22 protein-coding genes and 1 pseudogene are annotated in these 20,251 nt (G+C 41.5%); 22 read left to right on the top strand and 1 reads right to left on the bottom strand.

Annotated elements, in window-relative coordinates:
- The first annotated feature begins 57 nt into the window (after positions 1-57).
- Both pflA and H7T99_RS03540 read left to right on the top strand, forming a co-directional pair.
- Positions 58-858 carry a pyruvate formate-lyase-activating protein gene (pflA, locus tag H7T99_RS03545; RefSeq protein ID WP_021143691.1) on the top strand — a complete coding sequence of 267 codons (801 nt, stop codon included), beginning with the start codon at positions 58-60 and terminating at the stop codon, positions 856-858.
- Positions 859-927: 69 nt separating this feature from the next.
- Positions 928-1,680 carry a hypothetical protein gene (locus H7T99_RS03540; protein WP_014634961.1) on the top strand — a complete coding sequence of 251 codons (753 nt, stop codon included), beginning with the start codon at positions 928-930 and terminating at the stop codon, positions 1,678-1,680.
- Positions 1,681-1,758: 78 nt separating this feature from the next.
- Here the strand turns inward: H7T99_RS03540 and H7T99_RS03535 are convergent, their stop codons facing one another.
- On the bottom strand, positions 1,759-2,211 hold the full coding sequence (locus H7T99_RS03535) for a universal stress protein (protein WP_002884397.1): 453 nt from the start codon (positions 2,209-2,211) through the stop codon (positions 1,759-1,761).
- A 359-nt stretch (positions 2,212-2,570) separates the two neighbouring features.
- On the opposite strand from H7T99_RS03535, the gene H7T99_RS03530 reads away from it, so the two are divergent.
- The 20 genes and pseudogenes from H7T99_RS03530 (at position 2,571) to H7T99_RS03435 (ending at position 20,126) form a co-directional block, all read left to right on the top strand.
- Positions 2,571-3,785, top strand: coding sequence for a pyridoxal phosphate-dependent aminotransferase (locus H7T99_RS03530; RefSeq protein ID WP_002884715.1), 1,215 nt, complete (start codon positions 2,571-2,573; stop codon positions 3,783-3,785).
- A 267-nt stretch (positions 3,786-4,052) separates the two neighbouring features.
- Positions 4,053-4,838, top strand: coding sequence for a GTP-sensing pleiotropic transcriptional regulator CodY (codY, locus tag H7T99_RS03525; RefSeq protein WP_002884784.1), 786 nt, complete (start codon positions 4,053-4,055; stop codon positions 4,836-4,838).
- Positions 4,839-4,904: 66 nt separating this feature from the next.
- Positions 4,905-5,456: a cysteine hydrolase family protein gene (locus H7T99_RS03520; RefSeq protein WP_004183314.1), complete on the top strand. Its 552-nt coding sequence runs from the start codon at positions 4,905-4,907 to the stop codon at positions 5,454-5,456.
- A gap of 155 nt (positions 5,457-5,611) precedes the next feature.
- Complete coding sequence (locus H7T99_RS03515) at positions 5,612-7,051, top strand: 6-phospho-beta-glucosidase (protein ID WP_037602469.1); 1,440 nt, start codon at positions 5,612-5,614, stop codon at positions 7,049-7,051.
- 20 nt (positions 7,052-7,071) lie between these two features.
- Positions 7,072-7,512 (top strand): annotated as a pseudogene (locus H7T99_RS03510) (glycosyltransferase); the annotation flags it as partial.
- Between the two features lie 139 nt (positions 7,513-7,651).
- Positions 7,652-7,954 (top strand): Asp-tRNA(Asn)/Glu-tRNA(Gln) amidotransferase subunit GatC, encoded by a 303-nt coding sequence (gene gatC / locus H7T99_RS03505; protein ID WP_002884769.1) that lies wholly within the window; start codon positions 7,652-7,654, stop codon positions 7,952-7,954.
- The gene (gene gatA, locus H7T99_RS03500) at positions 7,954-9,420 is read left to right on the top strand and encodes an Asp-tRNA(Asn)/Glu-tRNA(Gln) amidotransferase subunit GatA (RefSeq protein ID WP_201035950.1); all 1,467 of its coding nucleotides are present in this window, start codon (positions 7,954-7,956) and stop codon (positions 9,418-9,420) included. Before gatC ends, gatA begins: the two co-directional genes overlap by 1 nt.
- On the top strand, positions 9,420-10,862 hold the full coding sequence (gene gatB / locus H7T99_RS03495; RefSeq protein WP_037602461.1) for an Asp-tRNA(Asn)/Glu-tRNA(Gln) amidotransferase subunit GatB: 1,443 nt from the start codon (positions 9,420-9,422) through the stop codon (positions 10,860-10,862). Before gatA ends, gatB begins: the two co-directional genes overlap by 1 nt.
- 97 nt (positions 10,863-10,959) lie before the next feature.
- Entirely contained in the window at positions 10,960-11,343 is a 384-nt protein-coding gene (locus tag H7T99_RS03490; protein WP_037602459.1) for a hypothetical protein, read from the top strand.
- A gap of 159 nt (positions 11,344-11,502) precedes the next feature.
- Positions 11,503-12,546 (top strand): 2,3-butanediol dehydrogenase, encoded by a 1,044-nt coding sequence (locus H7T99_RS03485; protein ID WP_037602457.1) that lies wholly within the window; start codon positions 11,503-11,505, stop codon positions 12,544-12,546.
- A 97-nt stretch (positions 12,547-12,643) separates the two neighbouring features.
- On the top strand, positions 12,644-13,561 hold the full coding sequence (locus H7T99_RS03480; RefSeq protein WP_037602455.1) for a DMT family transporter: 918 nt from the start codon (positions 12,644-12,646) through the stop codon (positions 13,559-13,561).
- A gap of 136 nt (positions 13,562-13,697) precedes the next feature.
- On the top strand, positions 13,698-14,225 hold the full coding sequence (locus tag H7T99_RS03475) for a YqeG family HAD IIIA-type phosphatase (RefSeq protein WP_037602453.1): 528 nt from the start codon (positions 13,698-13,700) through the stop codon (positions 14,223-14,225).
- Complete coding sequence (gene yqeH, locus H7T99_RS03470; RefSeq protein WP_037602450.1) at positions 14,225-15,343, top strand: ribosome biogenesis GTPase YqeH; 1,119 nt, start codon at positions 14,225-14,227, stop codon at positions 15,341-15,343. Before H7T99_RS03475 ends, yqeH begins: the two co-directional genes overlap by 1 nt.
- A 29-nt stretch (positions 15,344-15,372) precedes the next feature.
- Entirely contained in the window at positions 15,373-15,690 is a 318-nt protein-coding gene (yhbY, locus tag H7T99_RS03465; RefSeq protein WP_002884193.1) for a ribosome assembly RNA-binding protein YhbY, read from the top strand.
- 105 nt (positions 15,691-15,795) lie between these two features.
- Entirely contained in the window at positions 15,796-16,428 is a 633-nt protein-coding gene (locus tag H7T99_RS03460; RefSeq protein WP_021143701.1) for a nicotinate-nucleotide adenylyltransferase, read from the top strand.
- The gene (gene yqeK / locus H7T99_RS03455; protein ID WP_004183288.1) at positions 16,425-17,018 is read left to right on the top strand and encodes a bis(5'-nucleosyl)-tetraphosphatase (symmetrical) YqeK; all 594 of its coding nucleotides are present in this window, start codon (positions 16,425-16,427) and stop codon (positions 17,016-17,018) included. Before H7T99_RS03460 ends, yqeK begins: the two co-directional genes overlap by 4 nt.
- Positions 17,019-17,021: 3 nt before the next feature.
- Positions 17,022-17,522, top strand: coding sequence for a cysteine hydrolase family protein (locus tag H7T99_RS03450; RefSeq protein ID WP_004183286.1), 501 nt, complete (start codon positions 17,022-17,024; stop codon positions 17,520-17,522).
- A 14-nt stretch (positions 17,523-17,536) separates the two neighbouring features.
- The gene (gene rsfS, locus H7T99_RS03445; protein WP_002891669.1) at positions 17,537-17,887 is read left to right on the top strand and encodes a ribosome silencing factor; all 351 of its coding nucleotides are present in this window, start codon (positions 17,537-17,539) and stop codon (positions 17,885-17,887) included.
- A gap of 400 nt (positions 17,888-18,287) precedes the next feature.
- Entirely contained in the window at positions 18,288-19,028 is a 741-nt protein-coding gene (locus tag H7T99_RS03440) for a class I SAM-dependent DNA methyltransferase (protein WP_004183284.1), read from the top strand.
- 6 nt (positions 19,029-19,034) lie between these two features.
- Complete coding sequence (locus H7T99_RS03435; protein WP_037602447.1) at positions 19,035-20,126, top strand: nucleotidyltransferase; 1,092 nt, start codon at positions 19,035-19,037, stop codon at positions 20,124-20,126.
- Positions 20,127-20,251 lie beyond the last annotated feature (125 nt).

Raw genomic sequence — 20,251 nt, 5'->3', positions numbered from 1 at the left:
TTTCTGATAAAAGAGGTATAATAAAAACATGTAAAAAGCGTTTTCAAGGAGGCTGCCATGGCAGAAATTGATTACAGTCAGGTGACTGGACTTGTTCATTCAACCGAAAGTTTTGGATCCGTAGATGGTCCTGGTATCCGTTTTATTGTTTTCATGCAAGGCTGTAAGATGCGTTGCCAATATTGTCATAACCCAGATACTTGGGCTATGGAGTCAAATAAGGCTGTTGAACGTACAGTTGAAGATGTCTTAGATGAGGCTCTTCGTTTCCGTCATTTCTGGGGTGAGCATGGTGGTATCACTGTATCAGGTGGTGAGGCCATGCTTCAGATTGATTTTGTCACTGCCCTCTTTACAGAGGCTAAGAAGCTAGGGATTCATTGTACGCTTGATACTTGTGGGTTTGCTTACCGCAATACTCCTGAGTATCATGAAGTTGTTGACAAACTTTTGGCTGTTACTGACTTGGTCCTACTTGACATCAAAGAGATTGATCCTGAACAACACAAGTTTGTGACCCGTCAACCTAATAAAAATATTTTGGAATTTGCTCAATATCTGTCTGATAAACAAGTTCCAGTCTGGATTCGCCATGTTTTGGTACCTGGTTTGACAGACTTTGACGAACACTTGGTTAAGCTTGGTGAGTTTGTAAAAACCTTGAAAAATGTCGATAAATTTGAAATTCTTCCCTATCATACAATGGGTGAGTTCAAATGGCGTGAGCTCGGTATTCCATATCCTTTGGAAGGGGTCAAACCACCAACGGCAGATCGGGTTAAAAATGCCAAAGCTCTCATGCACACTGAAACGTATCAAGAGTATAAAAATCGTATCGGTGTTAAAACCTTGGATTGAAAAAGAAGCTCTTGACAAGAGCTTTTTAACTTTGCTATTATTTAGGGAGCAATAAAGAGTAGGTAAATTATGTTTCGTATTTTAAAATTTGATGATGACTTTGTTTATCTCAGTCATCCTGACGGGCGACTTAAGAAAATAGATCGCACGCTTTTTGATTTTGATATAAAATTAGGAGACCGTATAGATGTCTATCAGGATGGGGACTTGACAGTTGTTACTCCGGCAGAAGTCCAAACGGACTTGAGCCTAGAGGGAGACAAATCTGTTAAATCACACCTCTTGCAGGGGATTTTAGATCTTTTCCTTGAGACCCTTAATATTCACAATAATCATTTGGGTGACTTGAAGAAGATTTTCACACAGTTATTGATTACACTCTTCATGGCTTGGAGCTTGTTGGGAGTTATTCTGGTTGAGATTCTTCTCTTTGCAGAGTCAATTATTGTCTTCCTATGGAGACTCTTGGTTCGTCTTATTAAGTGGATGCATATTAAAGACAACACTAAGGTCTTGATTGATGAAACGCAAAAACGTCATGCTAAGCGTGAGCGTCAAAAAGCCCAAAGACGTGAGCAGGAAAGACGTCGTCAGGAAGAACTTGAAGAACGTGAATATCTTCGTGAAACAGAACGTCAAAAGGAACTCATGATTGTTGAAGCTAGCCTTAGTCAGGAAGCAGAACGTGAGAGCCTTTCAACTAGCCTTGCTTTGGAGCAAGCAGGTGCCTCAAGTCAATCTGCTAGTGAAGACTTGGCCGAAGAAAGCCAGTCAACTTCAGAGTCAGAAGTAATGTCTGAATCAGCAAAGTCAGAAAAATAGAACAGAAAAAAGAACTGAGATTAAGATCTCGGTTCTTTTTCATATGAGAAAAGCACCAGAGGTGCTTGTGAGAGGTGACTAAAGTGTTTTTTCAGAGTCACGAACAATGAGCAAGTCAACTTTTGCGTGACGGAGAATGTATTCAGAAGATGAACCAATAAGCAAGCGTTCAAAAGTATTGAGACCTGTGGCACCAACCATAATAAGGTCAACATTTTCCTTATCAGGGATATCAACAGCCAAGAGGCTCTTAGGATTACCGAACTCAATAACTTTGCGAATCTTGGTTAAACCAGCTTCTCTGGCTTGGCGTTCAAAGTCAGCCAAAACAGCTTTAGCTTCGTCTTCTAGTTTTTCATAGATGTAAGAGTCGAAAGTCGCAACGCTTTGAAGGGCGCGTGTATCGATAACGTGTACCAATAGTAACTGAGCATTATTACGTTTTGCAACGTGCACACCTTTAATAAAGGCCAGTTCTGATTCGTAAGAACCGTCGACAGCTACCATAATACGTTCATATTGTTGAGACATAAGCTCTACCTCCTATCTTTAGCTTTATTATACTCCTTTAATCTAAAAAATGAAAGCGTTGTTATAGATTTTCTGAAATCTTTTTTTGACTGCTTACTTTAGGACGCTCTTAGTAATGTGAAGATTTCAGTATTATCTAAAAATTGAAGATTGCTTGAAAAAGAGGTATAATACAATCTGTTATTAGCTTCGTAAGAAACATGATAATTAAAAAAGAGGAAGACAAGTCTTCAGAAATGATACCAAATGGCCAAGCCTAAAGTTGGTGTCAATAAAAGTGGAAATCCCCATCAGGTGTTGAATTTTCTTATTTTCTGCTAGATGTATCTACTTTTAGTATCTTTTGAAAGGATTAACTTATGAAAACATTTGATAAATCATCAAAGTTGGATCACGTTGCCTATGATATTCGTGGACCAGTTTTGGATGAAGCCAACCGTATGATTGCCAATGGTGAAAAGATTCTTCGTCTTAATACAGGAAATCCTGCGGAATTTGGCTTTACAGCACCGGATGAAGTCATTCGTGATTTAATTATGAATGTTCGTAACAGTGAAGGGTATTCGGATAGTAAGGGGATTTTCTCAGCTCGTAAGGCGATTATGCAGTACTGCCAGCTAAAGGGATTCCCAAATGTAGATATTGATGATATTTATATTGGTAATGGTGTTTCAGAAATGATTTCCATGTCTATGCAGGCCTTGCTTGATGATGGAGATGAGGTCTTGGTCCCAATGCCAGACTATCCTCTTTGGACAGCTTGTGTCAGTCTAGCTGGCGGTAATGCCGTACACTATGTCTGTGATGAAAAATCTAACTGGTATCCAGATATTGATGATATCAAATCAAAGATTACGTCAAATACTAAGGCAATTGTAGTCATCAATCCCAATAATCCTACAGGTTCGCTCTATCCTAAGGATGTTCTTGAACAGATTGTGGATATTGCTCGACAAAATGACTTGATTATCTTTGCGGATGAGATTTATGACCGCTTGGTTATGGATGGTAAAAAGCATACTGCGATTGCTAGTCTTGCACCAGATGTTTTCTGTGTGTCTATGAATGGTCTTTCTAAGTCTCACCGTATCTGTGGTTTCCGTGTAGGTTGGATGGTTCTCTCTGGACCTAAAAAGAATGTCAAAGGCTATATTGAAGGGCTTAATATGTTGGCCAACATGCGTCTTTGTGCTAATGTGCTCTCTCAGCACGTTATTCAAACTTCACTTGGTGGTTACCAATCTGTGGATGAGCTCTTGATTCCTGGCGGTCGTATCTATGAACAACGTGAGTTTATCACGAATACCGTAAACGCTATTCCAGGACTATCAGCTGTTAAGCCAGATGCAGGGCTTTACATCTTCCCTAAGATTGACCGTAACATGTATGATATTGAAGATGATGAAGAATTCTGTCTTCGTCTCTTGAAGAAAGAGAAGGTTCTCCTAGTTCCAGGTAAAGGCTTTAACTGGAATGAACCAGATCACTTCCGTATTGTCTACCTTCCTCGTGTGGAAGAGTTGGCTGATCTCGGTAACAAAATCGAACGAGTCTTGTCATATTACAAGCGCTAATTTCTTGAAAAACTGGACAAAAAGGCTTGTCCAGTTTTTATTGTCTCTAAAAAGGGGATGTATTTGAGCAAAATCCGAACATTTTTCCTAAAAATGCCATAATATACATAATATAATGAATAGTAAAATAATAAATAATTTTCAGACAATTGTTTGCAATTTCTGGGTGAAGTGTGCTATAATGATAGGGCTAGTAGGTCTTGACGCAGAAGATTAGTACAAGGCTTGATATTATTATGATTACAATAGAAAGTGAAGACAATAAATATGGCAAATTTGCTGGCTAAAACACGTAAAATTACATCTATCTTGCAACGCTCAGTAGACAGCTTGGAAGGAGATCTTCCATACAACAATATGGCTGCTCAATTGGCAGATATCATTGATTGTAACGCTGCTATCGTTAATGGTGGTGGTGCTCTCCTTGGTTTTGCCATGAAGTACAAAACCAACAATGATCGTGTAGAAGAGTTTTTTGAAGCCAAACAGCTTCCAGAAGAGTATACACGTGGTATCAGCCGTGTTTATGACACTCAAGAAAACATTGGTATTGACAGTGACTTGACCATTTTCCCTGTGGAATCAAAAGACGACTTCCCAGATGGTTTGACTACAATTGCCCCTATCTATGGTGGTGGTATGCGTCTTGGTTCTTTCATCATTTGGCGTAACGATCATGACTTTGTAGATGAAGATCTTATCTTGGTTGAGATTGCCTCTACAGTAGTTGGGTTGCAGTTGTTGAATCTTCAAACAGAGAACTTGGAAGAAACAATTCGTAAACAGACAGCTATTAACATGGCTATTAATACCTTGTCTTACTCGGAAATCAAGGCAGTTTCAGCTATCTTGAATGAGTTGGACGGTTTGGAAGGCCGCTTGACAGCGTCTGTTATCGCTGACCGTATTGGAATCACACGTTCAGTTATCGTTAATGCCCTTCGTAAGTTGGAATCAGCTGGTATTATTGAGAGCCGTTCACTCGGTATGAAAGGGACTTATCTTAAAGTCCTTAACGAAGGTATCTACGATAAATTGAAAGAATACGAATAAGAAGAATACTGAAGGAAAGTGAGGTAGGAGGAACCTGCCCCACTTTTTTTAAAAGGAGAAAGTAATATGACAAAGGCATTGATATCAATTGATTACTCTTATGATTTTGTGGCAGATGATGGGAAGTTGACGGCTGGAAAGCCTGCCCAAGCCATTGAAGACCGCATTGCCCAGGTAACTCAAGAGGCCTATGATAATGGGGATTATATCTTCGTTGCTATGGACCGACATGATGAAGGAGATACCTTCCATCCTGAAACTAAGCTCTTTCCACCGCACAATATTGCAGGGACATCTGGGCGAGAACTTTATGGAAAGTTAGCTGGTGTATATGATGCCATCAAGGATGATAATCGTGTCTTTTGGATGGACAAGCGACACTATTCAGCCTTTTCGGGAACGGATTTAGATATTCGTTTGCGTGAGCGTCGTGTGACGACAGTTGTTTTGACAGGAGTTTTAACGGATATTTGTGTCCTACATACAGCCATTGATGCCTATAATTTGGGCTATGATATCGAGGTTGTAGCGAGTGCAACAGCTTCCTTGACGCCTGAAGCTCATGACTTTGCTATCGGGCATTTTAAGAATGTTCTTGGAGCAACAATTGTGGAGTAATAAGAATTATAATCGAGAGTGGGAATCTGTCCTACTCTTGTTTTTTGTCAAAAATCATAGGATAGTATCAGTTTTTCGTAGTTTACTATAAGAAAACGATTCCAGATTACTATATACTATTACTGAAATAATCTTGAATCATAAGAGGTAGAAGAATGACTAAAAAAATGACTTTCCCTGACGGATTTTTGTGGGGTGGGGCGACAGCGGCCAACCAATGTGAGGGGGCCTATGATGCTGATGGGCGTGGTCTAGCCAATGTTGACGTGGTGCCAATTGGTGAGGATCGCCTTTCTATTATCACTGGACGTCGTAAGATGTTTGATTTTGAGGATGGCTATTTCTATCCAGCTAAGGAAAGTATCGACATGTACCATCGTTACAAGGAAGATATTGCTCTTTTTGGTGAAATGGGATTTAAGACCTATCGTCTTTCTATTGCTTGGTCACGTATTTTTCCTAAGGGGGATGAGGCTGAGCCAAATGAAGCTGGGCTTGCCTTTTATGAGGACCTCTTCAAGGAATGTCACAAGTATGGTATTGAACCTTTGGTAACGATTACACACTTTGATTGTCCCATGCACTTGATTACCGAGTATGGCGGCTGGCGTAACCGTAAGATGCTTGGCTTCTATGAAAATCTTTGCCGTACCCTTTTCACACGTTATAAAGGTTTGGTTAAGTACTGGCTCACTTTCAATGAAATCAATATGATTCTCCATGCACCATTTATGGGAGCAGGACTCTGCTTTGAAGAGGGTGAGAATGAGGAACAGGTTAAATATCAGGCTGCTCACCATGAGTTGGTAGCCTCAGCTATGGTGACGAAATTGGCTCATGAGATTGACCCTGAAAATAAGGTCGGTTGTATGTTGGCAGCAGGTCAATATTATCCAAATACAGCCCATCCACGTGACTACTGGGCAGCTATTCAAGAAGACCGTAGTAGCTATTTCTTTACTGATGTTCAAGCTCGTGGAGAGTATCCAAATTATGCTAAGAAACAGTGGGAACGTGATGGCATTAAGCTTGAGATGACGGAAGAAGATTTGGCCCTTCTTAAAGAGCATACTGTTGATTTTATTTCCTTCTCTTACTATGCAAGTCGTGTGGCTTCAGGTGATCCAGAAGTTAATGAAGAGACTGCTGGAAATATCTTTGCCTCTATTAAAAATCCATATTTGGAAGCTTCAGAGTGGGGCTGGCAAATTGACCCACTAGGCCTTCGTATTACCCTCAATGCTATTTGGGATCGTTACCAAAAACCGATGTTTATCGTTGAAAATGGGCTTGGTGCTGTGGATACGCCAGATGAAAATGGCTATGTTGAAGACGATTATCGTATCGACTACTTGGCAGCCCACATCAAGGCTATGCGTGATGCTATTAATGAAGATGGTGTAGAGCTTTGGGGCTACACAACCTGGGGCTGTATCGACCTTGTTTCTGCTGGAACTGGTGAAATGAAGAAACGTTATGGCTTCATCTATGTGGACCGAGATAACGATGGTAATGGTAGTCTTAAACGCTCTAAGAAGAAATCATTTAACTGGTACAAAGAAGTTATCGCAAGTAACGGTGCCTCTGTAGAATAGGGTGTGAGTTCTCGACTAATGACATCTATGGCAAAGGTGGCGAGCAAGAGAATCTACAAGATCTGATTGATGCTCTTGGGGCAGGTGACTTCATCCAACTTCGGGGTCATGCGGATTTACGTGAAGTTTACCCACAGTATGAACTTTATGTCACCACCTCTCAGTGGGAGACCTTTGGCTTGACTCTGATGGAAGCGGTGGGAGCAGGTCTAGCCTTGGTTGGCTTTGATGCCCGTTATGGCAATCCAACTTTCATCAAAGATGGTAAAAATGGTTTTCTGGTTCCTTATAGCGAGACTTTGGATGAGGACCTACTCGTTTCTCAGATGGCCGACAAGATTGTATTTGCCTTAGAAAGTGATCTTGAGTCTATGCACCGAGCCTCATATGACCTGGCAAAACAGTATTTGAAACCAGAAATTTTAGAAGTCTGGAGAAAGCTCTTGATAGCCATACGATAAGTGTTTTGAAAAAGCTCTATCTCTGTAAACTGTAGTGACAAAAAAGTTACTACAGTTTTTTTATCCTCCAAGCAAAATAGGCCTAATTATGGTAAAATAGAACGTATTGAAAAATCATCATTTCACGAAAGGAAGCAAGATGAAAATTACGCAAGAAGAGGTAACCCACGTTGCCAATCTTTCAAAATTGAAATTCTCTCCAGAAGAGACAGCTGAGTTTGCGACAACCTTGTCTAAAATTGTCGACATGGTGGAATTGTTGGAAGAAGTGGACACAACAGGTGTTGCCCCAACAACGACTATGGCTGATCGTAAGACCGTATTGCGTCCGGATGTTGCTGAAAAAGGGACAGACCGCGACCGCTTGTTTAAAAATGTACCTGAAAAAGATAACTACTACATCAAGGTACCAGCTATCCTAGAAGATGGAGGAGATGCCTAATGTCATTCAACAATAAAACCATTGAAGAGTTGCACGACCTCCTTGTCTCTAAGGAAATTTCAGCAACCGAATTGACCCAAGCGACACTTGACGATATCAAGGTGCGTGAAGAAGCGGTCAATGCCTTTGTGACGGTGGCTGAAGAAGCAGCACTTTCCCAAGCTAAGGCTATTGACGAAAAAGGAATTGATAAAGATAACCTCTTGTCAGGGATTCTACTCGCTGTCAAAGACAATATCTCAACAGATGGTATCTTGACGACTGCGGCTTCAAAAATGCTCTACAACTACGAGCCTATCTTTGATGCGACAGCTGTTGCCAATGCAAAAGCCAAAGATATGATTGTCATCGGGAAGACCAACATGGATGAATTTGCTATGGGTGGATCTGGTGAAACATCTTACTATGGGGCGACTAAAAATGCTTGGGACCACAGCAAGGTGCCTGGTGGATCTTCTAGTGGTTCAGCAGCTTCTGTCGCTTCAGGGCAAGTTCGTTTGTCTCTTGGTTCTGATACTGGTGGTTCTATCCGCCAACCAGCTGCCTTCAACGGGATTGTTGGTCTCAAACCAACTTATGGAACTGTTTCACGTTTCGGTCTTATTGCCTTTGGTAGCTCACTTGACCAAATCGGTACTTTCTCACCAACCGTTAAGGAAAATGCCCAATTGCTCAATGTCATTGCCAGTGAAGATGCCAAAGATTCAACTTCAGCGCCAGTATGCGTAGCAGACTTTACTTCTAAGATTGGTCAAGACATCAAGGGTATGAAGATTGCCCTTCCTAAGGAATACCTCGGTGAAGGAATTGACCCAGAAGTCAAAGAAACTATCCTTAATGCGGCTAAACACTTTGAGAAATTGGGAGCAACTGTCGAAGAAGTCAGCCTGCCACATTCTAAATACGGGGTTGCCGTTTACTACATCATTGCTTCATCTGAAGCTTCATCAAACTTGCAACGTTTTGATGGGATTCGTTATGGTTTCCGTGCGGAAGATGCCAAGAACTTGGATGACATCTACGTGAACACTCGTAGCCAAGGCTTTGGTGATGAAGTCAAACGCCGTATCATGCTTGGTACCTTTAGTTTGTCATCTGGTTACTACGATGCTTACTACAAGAAAGCTGGTCAAGTCCGTACCCTCATTATCCAAGATTTTGAAAAAGTCTTTGCGGATTACGACCTCATCCTTGGTCCAACAGCTCCAAGCGTGGCCTTTGATTTGGATTCGCTTAACCATGATCCGGTTGCCATGTACTTGGCTGACCTCTTGACTATTCCAGTCAACTTGGCAGGTCTTCCAGGGATTTCGATTCCTGCAGGTTTTGCGCAAGGTCTTCCAGTTGGTTTGCAGTTGATTGGTCCTAAGTATTCTGAAGAAACCATCTACCAAGCCGCAGCTGCCTTTGAAGCTACGACGGATTACCACAAGCAACAACCCCTTATTTTCGGAGGTGACAATTAATGAACTTTGAAACAGTCATCGGACTTGAAGTCCACGTTGAATTGAATACAAACTCAAAAATTTTCTCACCAACCTCTGCCCACTTTGGAAACGAGCAAAATGCTAATACCAATGTGATTGACTGGTCTTTCCCAGGGGTGCTTCCTGTCTTGAACAAGGGTGTTGTGGACGCTGGTATCAAGGCTGCTTTGGCCCTGAATATGGATATCCATCAGCACATGCACTTTGACCGTAAGAACTATTTCTATCCTGATAATCCAAAGGCCTACCAAATTTCGCAATTTGATGAGCCTATCGGTTATAATGGGTGGATTGAAGTGCAATTGGAAGATGGCTCAACTAAGAAAATCGGGATTGAACGTGCCCACTTGGAAGAAGATGCCGGTAAGAACACCCACGGAACAGACGGTTTCTCTTATGTAGACCTCAACCGTCAAGGGGTTCCATTGATCGAGATTGTATCAGAAGCAGATATGCGTTCTCCAGAAGAAGCCTACGCTTATTTGACAGCCCTTAAAGAAGTCATCCAGTACACTGGCATTTCTGACGTCAAGATGGAAGAAGGATCGATGCGGGTCGATGCCAACATTTCCCTTCGCCCCTATGGTCAAGAGGAATTTGGTACCAAGACGGAGTTGAAGAACTTGAACTCTTTCTCAAACGTGCGTAAAGGTCTTGAATATGAAGTGCAACGCCAAGCGAAAATCTTGCGTTCGGGTGGTGTCATTCGTCAAGAAACACGCCGTTATGATGAGGCCAACAAGAGCACGATTCTTATGCGTGTCAAAGAAGGAGCAGCGGATTACCGTTACTTCCCAGAACCAGACCTTCCCTTGTTTGAAATCTCAGATGAGTGGATTGAGGAAATGCGTACATCATTGCCTGAGTTTCCAAAAGACCGCCGTGCTCGCTATGTGGCAGAGCTTGGCTTGTCTGACTATGATGCCAATCAATTGACAGCTACTAAGGTCACATCTGACTTCTTTGAAGCAGCCGTAGCCCTTGGCGGAGACGCTAAACAAGTGTCTAACTGGCTCCAAGGTGAAGTCGCTCAATTCTTGAACGCAGAAGGTAAAACGCTTGAAGAAATCAAGTTGACACCAGAAAACTTGGTAGAAATGATTGCCATCATTGAAGATGGAACCATCTCTTCTAAGATTGCCAAGAAAGTCTTCGTTCATTTGGCGAAAAATGGTGGCGGTGCGCGTGAATACGTCGAAAAAGCTGGATTGGTACAGATTTCAGACCCTGAAGTCTTGATCCCAATCATCCACCAAGTCTTTGCAGATAATGAAGCAGCCGTAGCCGACTTCAAGTCAGGTAAACGTAACGCTGACAAGGCCTTCACAGGCTTCCTCATGAAAGCAACCAAAGGCCAAGCCAACCCACAAGTAGCCCTCAAGCTACTTGCCCAAGAATTGGCGAAGTTGAAAGAAGAATAATAGATAAAGAACTAGCCGAGAGGTTGGTTTTTTATTTGCAATATTTGTGTTAGACTAGTTGGGAATATTTTTATAGAAGATTTTAGGAGGCAACCCTATGAACAAATTCTTAAGAGTCCTATTTATCCTCGTCATTCTCGCTATGACTGGTGCCATTATTTTTCAGCTATTCTTCCCAACCTATATGGGAAGTCATTCGGGGTACGGTATTTCAGTTGGCTGGCAGAGGGAGATTGGTATTTGGAATGTGGCGGTTCTGGTCATCCTCCTTGCCGTTAATCTCAAATACGATTGGTTTTATCTGAGAGCCGTTCTGCTTGCTTTGATTCTAGGTGGACTGGGTATTGGGACCAATCATTTCCTTAGCTATCTTCAACATCATCACTCAGTGAATGCTATTGGAGCACTTGAAAATTATCTTTTAGTCCTTGGCTGGATTGTGGGTTGGTGGCTAGAGGTGTCTCGAATCAAAAAGAAATAAGGTAACTATTGTTTAGATTAGGGAGGTACTTCATAGGGTACTTCCCTCATTTCTTTTGATCCCTTTTTCCTTGACAAGTAAAAAGAAAACGTTTACAATTTGATGTATAATGTTTCCTGAAAAGAAAACCAAAAATTGTGAAAACAAGGAGATCATCATATGGCTACTATGAAAGCAGCTCGCTGGCATGCAGCGAAAGACGTTCGTATCGAAGAAGTGGAAGTACCTGAAGTACAACCACATCAAGTAAAAGTGGCAGTTAAGTTCACAGGGATCTGTGGGACAGACTTGCATGAATATTTGGATGGACCGATCTTCATCCCAACTGAAGAACATGTGTATTCTGGTCAAAAAGCACCGGTTACTTTGGGACATGAATTCTCTGGTGAGATTGTAGAAGTCGGAAGTAATGTGACTCGTGTCAAAGTTGGCGATCGTGTAACCATCGAACCAATTCTTGCAGAGCACAACTTGATTGGTGATTATAACCTTGATCCAAACTTGAACTTCGTCGGCCTCGCTGCAGATGGTGGTTTTGCGAAATACTGTGTCCTTGATGGTGATCTTGTCCATGTGATTCCAGATAGCTTGAGCTATGAACAAGCTGCTCTTACAGAACCTGCTGCTGTAGCTGTGTATGCAGTCCGTCAATCTGCTTTGAAAGCTGGGGATACAGCTGTTATCTTTGGCTTGGGTCCAATTGGTCTTTTGATTGTTGAAGCCCTTCGTGCAGCAGGCGCATCAAAAATCTATGCGGTTGAATTGTCTCCTGAACGTCAAGCGAAAGCAGAAGAATTGGGAGCAATTGTTGTTCGCCCAGAAGAAGGGGAAACAGTCGTAGAGGCTATCCATCGTTTGACAGGAGGTGGAGCAGATGTTTCTTACGAAGTTACTGGGGTTCCGGTTGTTTTAGGCCAAGCCCTTGCAGCTGTTCATAAAGCTGGGGAATGTATGGTCGTATCTATCTGGGAACGTGAAGCCAGCATCAATCCAAATGAATTCGCCATCCAAGAAAAATCTCTCAAAGGAATTATTGCCTACCGTCACATCTTCCCTAAAGTTTTGGAATTGATGGAACAAGGCTACTTCCCTGCTGATAAATTGGTTACTAAGAAAATTAAATTGGAGAATATCGTTGAAGAAGGTTTTGTTGAATTAACCCAAGATAAATCTCAAATTAAAATCTTGGTTCAACCAGAATAAGTTTATAAAGGTCGAATGAATAGATAAAGGTCGAAACCGTTTTGTTTCGACCTTTTTGTGTTACAATAACAGAAACAAATAGATTTGGGAGGCGACTATGTCAAAGACGCTAAAAGGTAGTCTGATGGTCATAACTGCAGGAATTGCCTGGGGATTTTCAGGAGTTTCTGGTCAATACCTAATGGCTCATGGTGTTAATGTCAATCTTTTGACGAGTTTACGTTTGCTTCTGTCTGGTATTTTACTAACGGCTTCGGTCTTTTTTAGGCAGCGAGACAAATTAGTACAAGCTATTAAAGATAGAAAAACCTTAGTAAGTATCGCCTTATTTGCGCTCTTTGGTCTGGTACTAAATCAGTACGCCTATCTTAGTGCTATTCAATACACTAATGCTGGGACAGCGACGGTCTTGCAGTATGTCACCCCAGTTATCATCCTGGCTTTTGTATGTGCAAAATATCGTAGGTTCCCAACAGCAGCAGAGCTAGTGGCGATTATCATGGCTATTGTGGGAACCTTTACCATCGCAACGCATGGTCAGATAAGGGAGCTGGCGATTACACCTCTGGGCTTGTTCTGGGGTCTCTTTTCGGCGGTGACCTATGCAATTTATATCTTACTGCCTGCTAAGGCTATTGAAAAATGGGGAAGTTTGATTGTCATTGGTTTAGGTCTGTTGATTGGTGGTTTAATCTTTCCGATTGTTATCCAAGCCTGGAAGTACGAGCTACCCTTGACTAGTGGAAATCTTCTAGCACTCTTTGGCTTGGTCTTCATTGGGACAGTCTTTGCTTACACCGTTTTCCTTAAGGGGACAACCATGGTTGGAGCTGTCAAAGGGAGTCTCTTGGCTTCGGTAGAACCTATAGCGTCGGTCATTTTGACCGTATTAATTATGGGGGACCGCTTCTTTGCCATTGATGTGGTTGGAATGTTTTTAATTGTTCTTGCTGTTATCATCATATCGCTTAAGAATTTAGTTGCCCTTAAAAAACAAGAAAAAATTCAAAGATAAGATTGGAGCCTGAGTGATTGTGGCTCTTTTCTTTATTGTTCTGTAAAGGATGTTCTTAAAAAATAGGACTTAAGTCTCACACATAAACCTTAAAAATATGGTAGAATAAGAGGTAAACTAACATTTTGGAGAGAAAATGACTATAGACGATTATAGGCCCCATTTTATGGTGGAGGCTGTTTATGATTTGAAACCTGACCAGCTACGTGAACACGGTATTCGTGCCGTCTTGGTCGATTTGGATAATACCTTGATTGCTTGGAACAACCCTGATGGGACTCCTGAGCTACGTGCTTGGTTAGATGAAATGACAGAGGCTGACATTCCGGTGGTTGTGGTCTCTAACAACAAACATGAACGTGTTGAACGTGCGGTTGCCAATTTCCATGTGGATTTCGTGAGTCGTGCCATGAAACCTTTTACTAAAGGGATTAATGAAGCAATTGAGCGTTACCACTTTAATCGAGACGAGGTTGTTATGGTGGGAGACCAGCTAATGACTGACATCAGAGCTAGCCACAGAGCTGGAATTCGATCGATTTTGGTCAAGCCTTTGGTGAAATCAGATGCTTGGGTAACCAAGTTTAACCGTTGGCGTGAACGTCGCATGTGGAAAAAGATTGAAAAAGCATATGGTCCAATGACCTTCAACAAAGGAATTTAATGGAAGAATTATTTTGTATTGGGTGTGGAGCCCAAATTCAAACAGAAGATAAAGAAAAAGCAGGTTTCACACCTGCTAGCTCTATTAAAAAGGCCGAAGAAACAGGTGAGTTATACTGCCAACGCTGTTTCCGTCTTCGTCATTACAATGAGATTGTGGACGTCCACATCACAGATGATGAATTTTTAAAATTGCTTCATGAAGTTGGTGATAGTGATGCCCTCGTTGTCAATGTCGTTGATATTTTTGATTTTAATGGATCAATCATACCAGGCTTATCACGCTTTGTTTCGGGTAATGATGTGCTCTTGGTTGGAAATAAAAAGGATATCCTGCCTAAATCTGTTAAAGATGGTAAGGTAACCCAATGGTTGACAGAACGTGCCCACGAAGAAGGGATGCGTCCGGTGGATGTCATGTTGACGTCTGCCCAAAATCACCACGCCATTAAAGAGTTGATTCAACGTATTGAAAAACTCCGTAAGGGTCGTGATGTCTATGTTGTTGGTGTTACGAATGTTGGTAAATCAACCTTAATCAATGCCATCATCAAAGAAATTACTGGTGATAAAGATGTTATTACAACCTCTCGTTTTCCAGGAACGACCCTTGATAAGATTGAAATCCCATTGGATGACGGTAGCTATATTTTTGATACACCAGGAATTATTCACCGACACCAGATGGCACACTATCTGTCAGCGAAGGATCTCAAGTACGTTAGTCCTAAGAAGGAAATTAAGCCAAAAACTTACCAGTTAAATGCAGGACAAAGCCTATTCCTAGGCGGTCTTGGACGCTTTGACTTTATTGATGGTGATAAACAAGGATTTACAGCCTTCTTTGACAATAATCTAAAGCTTCATCGTACCAAACTAGAAGGCGCAGATGCCTTCTATGATAAGCATGTTGGAAGTCTCCTCATGCCTCCTGGGCCAAAGGAATTGGCTGATTTTCCAAAACTTGTTCGTCATGAATTTACTGTTAAAGATAAGACAGACATTGTCTTCTCAGGATTAGGATGGATCCGTGTCCAAGGAAAAGCTGACCAACCAACCATCGTTGCTGCTTGGGCACCAGAAGGTGTTGGCGTTGTCGTACGAAAAGCGATTATTTAAACTTAGTTAAGTAGTTAAAAGGAATAAACATGTCATTAACATCAAAACAACGTGCCTTCCTCAAATCGGAAGCACACACACTTAAACCTATTGTACAAATCGGGAAAAACGGTCTTAACGATCATATCAAAACTAGTGTTCGCAACGCCCTTGATGCCCGTGAATTGATCAAAGTAACCCTACTCCAAAACACTATGGAAGATATTCATGAGGTTGCTGAAATCTTGGAAGAAGAAATTGGCTGTGATACAGTTCTTAAGATTGGACGTATCTTGATTCTCTATAAAGAGTCAGCTAAAAAAGAAAATCGTAAGTTGTCACCAAAGGTCAAAGCTATCCAAAAATAGTTGCTGACTTTGCTTGGTGAAGGATAAACTAAGGTATAGGAACACTTTTGAAGCATCAGCTAGCCTTAAGTCAGTTGTATAATGCTTGAAAAAGAGGAGGCGTACATGGCACTGGATCTCGTAACCCCATTTACAAAGGTTCAACTAGAAGAAGAAATCAAAGATACTGGCCGTAAGCAGGTGGGAATTTTAGGTGGAAATTTCAATCCTGTTCACAATGCTCACTTGGTTGTTGCGGACCAGGTGCGTCAGCAGTTAGGTCTTGACGAAGTTCTTCTCATGCCTGAGTTTGAGCCACCTCATGTCGATAAAAAAGAGACTATTGATGAACAACATCGCCTTAATATGCTTATGTTGGCTATTAACGGTATCGAGGGTTTGGATATTGAAACCATCGAGTTGGAACGCAAGGGAATCAGTTATACTTATGACACCATGAAGCTTTTGACAGAGGCTAATCCTGATACGGATTATTACTTTATTATTGGAGCGGATATGGTCGAATACCTACCAAAATGGCATCGTATTGATGAACTAATCGAGATGGTCCAATTTGTTGGTGTTCAGCGTCCTAAGTATAAGGCTGGAACCTCTTACCCAGTTATTTGGGTGGATGTGCCCCTTATGGATATTAGTTCGAGTGCAGTCAGAGCCTACATTAAGAAGGACCGTACACCTAACTTTATGGTGCCCCAGTCTGTACTTGCCTACATCAAGAAAGCGGGGCTCTATAAATGACCTATGAAAAATATCTAGACTATTCTCGTGAAGAACTCCTTGAAAAAGTTCGAGCGGTCATGAGTCCTAAACGCTTCAATCATGTTTTGGGTGTTGAGCGAGCTGCTATTGCTCTTGCTGAAAAGTATGGTTACGACACTGAAAAAGCTGGTTTGGCTGGCCTCCTTCATGATTATGCCAAGGAACTTCCGGATCAGGAATTCTTAGAGCTAATCGATAAGTATGAGCTCGATCCTGAATTGAAAAAATGGGGGAACAATGTCTGGCATGGCATGGTTGGGATTTACAAAATCCAAGAAGATTTGGGTTTGACTGATTCTGAGATTCTACGCAGTATTGAGATCCATACCGTCGGAAGCCATGAAATGTCAACCCTAGATAAGATTGTCTATGTGGCTGATTATATTGAGCATAATCGTAATTTCCCTTTGGTAGAGGAAGCTAGACAAGTAGCAGAGCAATCCTTGGATAAGGCAGTTGCTTTTGAAACAGTCCATACGGTAGAACACTTGGCCCACCAAGCTCTACCGATTTTCCCACAAACCTTGGAAACCTATAATGCTTTTGTGCATTACTTAAAAGAGGATTAGTAAGTGAAAACAGCTTTTATTATTATTGATGTACAAAATATCTTAGTGGAAACAGGTTTTGAAACACAAAAGCTGTTAGAGAAAATCTCTTATTTACAAGATCAGGCTAGAAAACAGCAGATTGAAATTATCTATATTCAGCATATTGAAACGGAAGAGGCTCTAACCTCGGAAGATTGGAAATTATCGCCACTATTAAAGAGACAGTCTGATGAAAAGGTTTTTCAGAAGCGATACAATAGCATGTTTAAAGAGACTGGATTAAAGGAATACTTGGATCAACAAGGAATTGAGAAACTAGTCTTATGCGGTATGCAGACGGAGTATTGTGTTGATACATCCGTTAAAGTTGCTTTCGAACATGGCTACAAGTTAGTCGTTCCCGAAGGTACTGTTACAACCTTTGATGGAGACGACATTCCAGCAGAAACGATTAATGAATTTTACGAGAACATTTGGGATGAACGTTTTGCAGATGTCTTAGATTACAAAACGATTTTTTAATGAAAGAGGATTAAATGAAAGAAGAATTACTTGAATTGGTTGTCAAAGCTGCTGATGAAAAGCGAGCTGAAGACATTGTTGCCCTTGATTTGTACGGCCTTACAAGTCTAACAGATTATTTTGTTATTTTGAGTGCAATGAACAGCCGTCAGTTGGAAGCTATTGCCGACAACATCCGTGAGAAAGTGAAAGAAGCTGGCCTTGATGCTAGTCACATGGAAGGTGACAATAAGGGTGGTTGGATTCTTTTGGATCTTAACGATGTTGTTGTTCACATCTTTACAGAAGATGAACGTGCACACTATAACCTCGAAAAACTCTGGCATGAAGCACCAATGGTGGATGTGTCAGCTTATTTGGCATAAAATCTGAACTCAGTTGGCGACAACTGGGTTTTGTTGCTTAAACTAAAGATTTAATAGGAAGGATAGAGCCTTGTGTTTGGTTGGTTTGTCAACTGAACACGAGCTAAAAGCTGTGAGAAAAAGATAAACTTTCTTTGCTTTTAACGCTCTTTGTATCTTAGAAAGGATTTGAACCCGTCCTGTAATCGTCGGAAAATAGATAGTTCTATGTCAAATAATCAATATTAAAATTTATTATTTGGCGCAGTAGCTGATTGGACTCTTCATTCGCTTTTTAAGCTCGGAAGAGTACCTAATCAGCCTTGCGGGGGTGAGACAACGAACGATTTTAAAAAAAACTCGTTCTGTCTCACTCCCCCTAATTTTCATTCCGATTACGGACGGACTTGGTATCATCATTATGGCTACTTATGAAACTTTTGCGGCGGTCTACGACGCTGTTATGGATGATAGTCTTTACGATTTGTGGACGGATTTTTCGCTTCGTCATTTGCCAAAGACTAAGGATAAAAAGAAATTGCTTGAATTGGCTTGTGGAACTGGGATTCAATCTGTACGTTTTTCTCAAGCTGGTTTTGATGTAACTGGACTCGATTTGAGTGCTGATATGTTGAAGATTGCGGAGAAGCGTGCGGCTTCCGCCAAACAGAAAATTGACTTTATTGAAGGCAACATGTTGAATTTATCGCAAGCTGGTAAGTACGACTTTGTGACTTGTTACTCAGATTCTATCTGCTATATGCAGGACGAAGTAGAGGTTGGGGATGTCTTCAAAGAGGTTTATAATGCACTGAATGAAGATGGCGTCTTTATCTTTGATGTGCACTCAACCTATCAGACGGATGAGGTTTTCCCTGGCTATTCCTACCATGAAAATGCAGAAGACTTTGCTATGCTCTGGGATACCTATGAGGATGCGGCTCCGCATTCTATTGTCCATGAATTAACTTTCTTTGTCCAAGAGGAAGATGGAAGCTTTAGCCGTCATGATGAGGTGCATGAGGAACGCACCTATGAGGTCTTGACTTATGATATCTTGCTGGAGCAGGCTGGCTTCAAATCCTTCAAGCTTTACGCCGATTTTGAGGATAAGGAACCGACAGAAACTAGTGCACGTTGGTTCTTTGTGGCCCAAAAGTAAGAGCCTATGACAGTTACAGGTATTATTGCTGAGTTCAATCCTTTTCATAACGGCCACAAGTATCTCTTGGATCAGGCTGAAGGCGTAAAAATCGTTGCCATGTCCGGGAATTTTGTCCAGCGAGGTGAGCCAGCTATTGTGGATAAGTGGATTAGGACTCAGATGGCTTTGGAAAATGGGGCAGACCTCGTGGTTGAGTTGCCTTTCTTGACGTCAGTCCAGTCTGCCGATTATTTTGCTGCTGGGGCCGTTGATATCTTGTCCCGACTGGGAGTTGATAGCCTTACTTTTGGCACGGAAGAAGTCTTAGACTACCAGGCTATAGCAAATGTCTATACTGAAAAGTCTGAGGAAATGGAAGCTTTTGTGGAAAATTTACCGAGTGACCTATCATATCCACAGAAGACACAAAAAATGTGGGAAAAGTTTGCTGGTGTAGCCTTTACTGGCAATACACCCAATCATATCCTGGGCTTAGCCTATGCCAAAGCTTGTGCTGGTAAGGGCATTAAGTTGAATCCTATTCAGAGACAAGGGGCCGGCTATCATTCCTCAGACAAGGAAGTATCTTTCGCCTCAGCGACCAGCCTACGTCTCCACAAGCAAGATAGTGATTTTGTGGATAAGTTCATGCCCAATAGCAAGCTTTTTCAGACTTCTCCACAGGTCTCTTGGGATAATTATTTCCAATTGCTGGTTTATCAGATTCTTACACACCCTGATTTGACCAGTGTTTTTCAGGTGAATGAAGAGATTGCCAGTCGTTTAAAAGCTGCTATCCGTGAGGCCTCTTCTGTGGAGGAATTGGTGGATAAGGTAGCAACCAAACGCTATACAAAAGCACGGGTACGTCGTATTTTGACCTATATCCTAGTCGGAGCTGTGGATAATCCTTTACCCCAGGCTGTTCATGTCCTTGGATTTTCTCAAAAAGGGCAGTTTCATCTCAAATCTGTGAAAAAGTCTGTAGATATAGTGGCTCGGATTGGAAGGGAACCTTGGGATATGCTTACACAACAAGCGGATAATGTTTATCAATTAGGTAACCCCGAGCTTTGCGAACAAAACTTTGGACGTGTACCGATTAGAGTAAAATAGTTTTATAGAAGGTCTACCTCTGGTATGCTTTTTAAATCTTTTTCGAATGATAAATTGCAAGAATAAGTGCAACATTTACTCGAACTCATCCTCTAGAGCTTCACAAGCAGTTCTGTAAGCTAAAC

Source organism: Streptococcus sp. 17.1 (assembly GCF_016648655.1).
Classification (GTDB): Bacteria; Bacillota; Bacilli; order Lactobacillales; family Streptococcaceae; genus Streptococcus; species Streptococcus salivarius_E.
The sequence above is the reverse complement of the archived record's forward strand: the minus strand, read 5'-3'. Positions and strand labels throughout refer to the sequence as shown.

Bases quoted from the DNA above. Each gene is read 5' to 3' on its own strand.
- H7T99_RS03535 (WP_002884397.1), bottom strand. From the start codon at position 2,211: ATGTCTCAACAATATGAACGTATTATGGTAGCTGTCGACGGTTCTTAC.
- H7T99_RS03490 (WP_037602459.1), top strand. From the start codon at position 10,960: ATGAACAAATTCTTAAGAGTCCTATTTATCCTCGTCATTCTCGCTATG.
- H7T99_RS03440 (WP_004183284.1), top strand. From the start codon at position 18,288: ATGGCTACTTATGAAACTTTTGCGGCGGTCTACGACGCTGTTATGGAT.
- H7T99_RS03520 (WP_004183314.1), top strand. From the start codon at position 4,905: ATGACAAAGGCATTGATATCAATTGATTACTCTTATGATTTTGTGGCA.
- yqeH (WP_037602450.1), top strand. From the start codon at position 14,225: ATGGAAGAATTATTTTGTATTGGGTGTGGAGCCCAAATTCAAACAGAA.
- yqeK (WP_004183288.1), top strand. From the start codon at position 16,425: ATGACCTATGAAAAATATCTAGACTATTCTCGTGAAGAACTCCTTGAA.
- H7T99_RS03485 (WP_037602457.1), top strand. From the start codon at position 11,503: ATGGCTACTATGAAAGCAGCTCGCTGGCATGCAGCGAAAGACGTTCGT.
- yhbY (WP_002884193.1), top strand. From the start codon at position 15,373: ATGTCATTAACATCAAAACAACGTGCCTTCCTCAAATCGGAAGCACAC.
- codY (WP_002884784.1), top strand. From the start codon at position 4,053: ATGGCAAATTTGCTGGCTAAAACACGTAAAATTACATCTATCTTGCAA.
- gatA (WP_201035950.1), top strand. From the start codon at position 7,954: ATGTCATTCAACAATAAAACCATTGAAGAGTTGCACGACCTCCTTGTC.
- H7T99_RS03540 (WP_014634961.1), top strand. From the start codon at position 928: ATGTTTCGTATTTTAAAATTTGATGATGACTTTGTTTATCTCAGTCAT.
- gatB (WP_037602461.1), top strand. From the start codon at position 9,420: ATGAACTTTGAAACAGTCATCGGACTTGAAGTCCACGTTGAATTGAAT.
- H7T99_RS03475 (WP_037602453.1), top strand. From the start codon at position 13,698: ATGACTATAGACGATTATAGGCCCCATTTTATGGTGGAGGCTGTTTAT.
- rsfS (WP_002891669.1), top strand. From the start codon at position 17,537: ATGAAAGAAGAATTACTTGAATTGGTTGTCAAAGCTGCTGATGAAAAG.
- H7T99_RS03460 (WP_021143701.1), top strand. From the start codon at position 15,796: ATGGCACTGGATCTCGTAACCCCATTTACAAAGGTTCAACTAGAAGAA.
- gatC (WP_002884769.1), top strand. From the start codon at position 7,652: ATGAAAATTACGCAAGAAGAGGTAACCCACGTTGCCAATCTTTCAAAA.
- H7T99_RS03515 (WP_037602469.1), top strand. From the start codon at position 5,612: ATGACTAAAAAAATGACTTTCCCTGACGGATTTTTGTGGGGTGGGGCG.
- H7T99_RS03530 (WP_002884715.1), top strand. From the start codon at position 2,571: ATGAAAACATTTGATAAATCATCAAAGTTGGATCACGTTGCCTATGAT.
- pflA (WP_021143691.1), top strand. From the start codon at position 58: ATGGCAGAAATTGATTACAGTCAGGTGACTGGACTTGTTCATTCAACC.
- H7T99_RS03435 (WP_037602447.1), top strand. From the start codon at position 19,035: ATGACAGTTACAGGTATTATTGCTGAGTTCAATCCTTTTCATAACGGC.
- H7T99_RS03480 (WP_037602455.1), top strand. From the start codon at position 12,644: ATGTCAAAGACGCTAAAAGGTAGTCTGATGGTCATAACTGCAGGAATT.